This is a genomic window from Pontibacter diazotrophicus (assembly GCF_003367245.1).
Classification (GTDB): Bacteria; Bacteroidota; Bacteroidia; order Cytophagales; family Hymenobacteraceae; genus Pontibacter; species Pontibacter diazotrophicus.
Genome location: NZ_QRGR01000070.1, coordinates 1 through 3,090, shown reverse-complemented (window position 1 = coordinate 3,090; position 3,090 = coordinate 1). Strand labels below are relative to the sequence as shown.

The 3,090-nt window shown below is 51.5% G+C and carries 3 protein-coding genes; all 3 read right to left on the bottom strand.

Translation table 11 applies throughout. From position 1 onward, the window contains the following. Positions 1 to 89: 89 nt before the first annotated feature. Genes DXT99_RS26635 through DXT99_RS26625 form a run of 3 tightly spaced genes read right to left on the bottom strand, consistent with a single transcriptional unit; the run spans position 90 to position 2,952 of the window. On the bottom strand, positions 90 to 1,076 hold the full coding sequence (locus DXT99_RS26635) for a tyrosine-type recombinase/integrase (protein ID WP_115568639.1): 987 nt from the start codon (positions 1,074 to 1,076) through the stop codon (positions 90 to 92). Further along, the gene (locus DXT99_RS26630; protein WP_115568638.1) at positions 1,073 to 2,017 is read right to left on the bottom strand and encodes a tyrosine-type recombinase/integrase; all 945 of its coding nucleotides are present in this window, start codon (positions 2,015 to 2,017) and stop codon (positions 1,073 to 1,075) included. The genes DXT99_RS26635 and DXT99_RS26630 overlap by 4 nt, the downstream gene beginning before the upstream one ends. Further along, positions 2,014 to 2,952, bottom strand: coding sequence for a tyrosine-type recombinase/integrase (locus tag DXT99_RS26625; RefSeq protein ID WP_115568637.1), 939 nt, complete (start codon positions 2,950 to 2,952; stop codon positions 2,014 to 2,016). The genes DXT99_RS26630 and DXT99_RS26625 overlap by 4 nt, the downstream gene beginning before the upstream one ends. Between the last annotated feature and the right edge of the window lie 138 nt (positions 2,953 to 3,090).

Below are 3,090 nucleotides of genomic sequence, written 5' to 3'. Positions count from 1 at the left end.
CATTCATAATGCCGCAGAAAAGATTATGCCGCACCAGATAGGCTGGGTGTTTGTTTTAGTGCTTTTCCGGTGCGGGCATGCGGCATAATCTATAGGCTTTCGAGAAAGCTGAGCAATTTATCATCCGGTTTATAACGCCCAGTATTCAGTGCCGGGGAGGACATTCTTGCCAGCGCTTTCTCTTTTAGTTTCATATCCGCATGGATATAAGCCTGCGTTGTTTCTATGGATTCATGACCGAGCCAGAGAGCAATCACAGCCTGGTCCACGCCATGATGGAGCAGATCCATTGCCGTGCTGTGGCGCAGAACATGTGGGCTAACCCGTTTCCCAATGAGGGAGGGACAGGACTTGGATGCTGTTTTTATATGCCGCTTTACCAGATGCTCAAGAGCATCCCGACTCATTCTGTCCCCGCGCATAGTCGGAAAGAGCGGGTCGTGATCAGAGCCGCGCCGTTCCTTTAACCAGTTTTTCATTACCGTGACTGTTTCTCGGCGGAGAGGGGTTGCCCGAAGCTTGCGTCCCTTGCCTTCACAGCGGACATGAGCCCCTGTTTCAAGAACAACGTCACAACACTGCAGCTTAACGAGTTCCGATGCCCTTAATCCGGTCTGTAGGGCCATTATAAGGATTGCATGGTCGCGGCGCCCGATCCATGTTGAGCAATCCGGCGCATTGATTAAACCCTGCATTTCCTGGGTGTTCAGGAACTCAACGTTACGCTTTACATAGCGTTTGCTCGGCATGCTCAGTATCTTTTGGCAGTGAAACATATAAGCCGGCTCGTGAAGTGCAACAAAACGGAAGAAAGACCGGATAGCCGCAAGCCGTGTGTTCCGGCTTCTCGCACTGTTTTTCCGGACATGCTCGATATCGTCCAGAAACACCCCAATCATTTCGGCATCAAGTTCATCAATGCTCAGCACCATTGGTGATTTCCCGGTCTTCTCACCGGCAAACTTCAAAAGCAACCTGAACGTGTCACGGTAACTGGCGACTGTGTGGGGGCTGGCTTCCATCTGGGTGTAGAGCCTCTCCGTGAAAAAGTTCTGAATCAGTGCGGAAAGAGTCATGATCGCACCTCCTTGGCCATATGGTTTTCAGCGCGCTGTGAAGCCAGGGCCAGCAGTTCCGGAACGGCCTCTATGTACCAATAGGTATGGGAGAGCGCTTGATGCCCCATGTATGTGATCAGCTTGAGCATTTCCTCATCGACATTCTTGCCTTCCCTGTACCAGTTCAGCATGACCTTGACAGCAAACGTGTGCCGCAAATCATGAATGCGGGGGCCGACACCGTGCTTATGGAAACGCTGCCGGGCACGCAGGCCAATCATCTGGCAAACGGCTGCAAAGTTGTATCTGACGCTGCAGTCGGTCAGGCGGGTGCCTTCGTCAGAAACAAAGAAGGGTTCAGGTGTATGCCCTAAAAGCCTGTCCCGTTTCCTGGAGTATTCTTTCAGGTAGGTACTTGTGCACGCCGTGACAGGCAGTAGCCGGCTTTTTCCGTTTTTACCCTGGCACAGTGCGATAACGCCGTTTTGCAGGTCCACGTCCTTCACGTTTAGAGAGACAGCTTCGCTGATCCGCAGTCCCGTTACAGACACAAGGCCGAAGAATGCCGGGTATGTGATTGCGCGAAAGCCGTTTTTTGACGGCAAAAGACCCGCAGCCTCCACAATGCGTCTGATTTCTTCGTCGGTGTAGATATAAGGCTGCTTCCGCCTGTAACGGCTGGGTATGAGAGATTGGGGCGGTATTTCGTGGCATGGATCCAAACCGTGCAACCACAACGCAAACAACCGGACCATTCCCAACCGTCTTGCCCATGTGCTTTGAGACGCTTTTCCAAAGACCTGTTTCCATTGCAGAAAAAGAGCGGAGGTAACATGCGTCTCGTTTCTTGCTTCCAGGAAAGAAACGAATTGTTTCAAAACACGCTCTGACGTGCTCAGGTCATATCCGAGGTTACGCCGCACTTTCAGGTAACGCTGCAGCTCCAGTGAGAGACTCATGAGAGACCTCCTTCCGCCAAAGGCCATGACTGTGCAATAGTGCGCAGGCCGTCGATATCCTGGCGGGCATACAGCAATGTCGTCTGGCGCGAACGGTGCCGTAAAGTGTTGCTGATTTCCTCAAGGCTCGCCCCCCGTTGCACCAGGTTGGTTGCAAGGCTGTGTCTGAGAATGTGGCTGACCGTGTATTGCTTCGGCCTGGAAATGTTTGTTGTTTCCAGTGCCTGTGTCAGAATGGTGTTCAAAACCTTTGCATCTTTAAAAGGCCTGTATGGGGAACGGTTTGCTACGAACAGACACCGGGATGCGCCTTTCCGCTCATGGCGGATATAATCAGCTATGGCTTCCCCGGTATCCTGCAAGAGCGGTGCTTTGTCACGGAAGCCGCCTTTCCCGCGAATGGATATCTCCCCGTTGCGCCAGTCGACGTCATCTAACTGCATCGCGATGATTTCCGGTGATCGAAGTCCCAGGCGGGCCATGAGTAAAACCATGGCGTAGTTACGCTTAGCGTATTTGGAAGGTGCTGAAGCCCGTACGGCTTCCAGCAATTCTTCCACCTGATCTGGTGTCAGATGATAAGGAATGCGGCGGGCGTACCTTTGAGCAACGCTCGGGATCCCTAGTGCCAGGTTTGCCTCAATTTTCTCACTTTGGAATAAGAACCGGAAGAGACTCCGCATAGTGGTGGCAAGCGTCTTATCCCGTAGCGGCTGCACACGTCCTGTCAGGTGTTGTAAAAAATCAGCAATGTCATGCCCCGTGACTTTCGACAAATCATCAGGGCTTTCCCCAAACCTGAAATCCAGAAACCTGTCTACAAGTATGCTGTATTTGTAGACGGTTTTATCCGTTAATCCGCGTTGTCGGCTAAGGTACGTTCGATACTCTGCCTTGAGTTCTTCTCTTGCTTGTGTTTTAGATGGTTTCATCATTTTGCTCCTGTTTTAGTTGAGGAAGCAAAATAGAAACAAAACAACTTAGAAAAATTATGCCGCACATCCGCACCGGAAAAGCGCTAAAACAAACACCCAGCCTATCTGGTGCGGCATAATCTTTTCTGCGGCATTATG

What these genes read in the sequence shown, in the direction of transcription:
- DXT99_RS26635 (WP_115568639.1), bottom strand. Translation starts at nt 1,076, where the DNA reads ATGACTCTTTCCGCACTGATTCAGAACTTTTTCACGGAGAGGCTCTAC.
- DXT99_RS26630 (WP_115568638.1), bottom strand. Translation starts at nt 2,017, where the DNA reads ATGAGTCTCTCACTGGAGCTGCAGCGTTACCTGAAAGTGCGGCGTAAC.
- DXT99_RS26625 (WP_115568637.1), bottom strand. Translation starts at nt 2,952, where the DNA reads ATGATGAAACCATCTAAAACACAAGCAAGAGAAGAACTCAAGGCAGAG.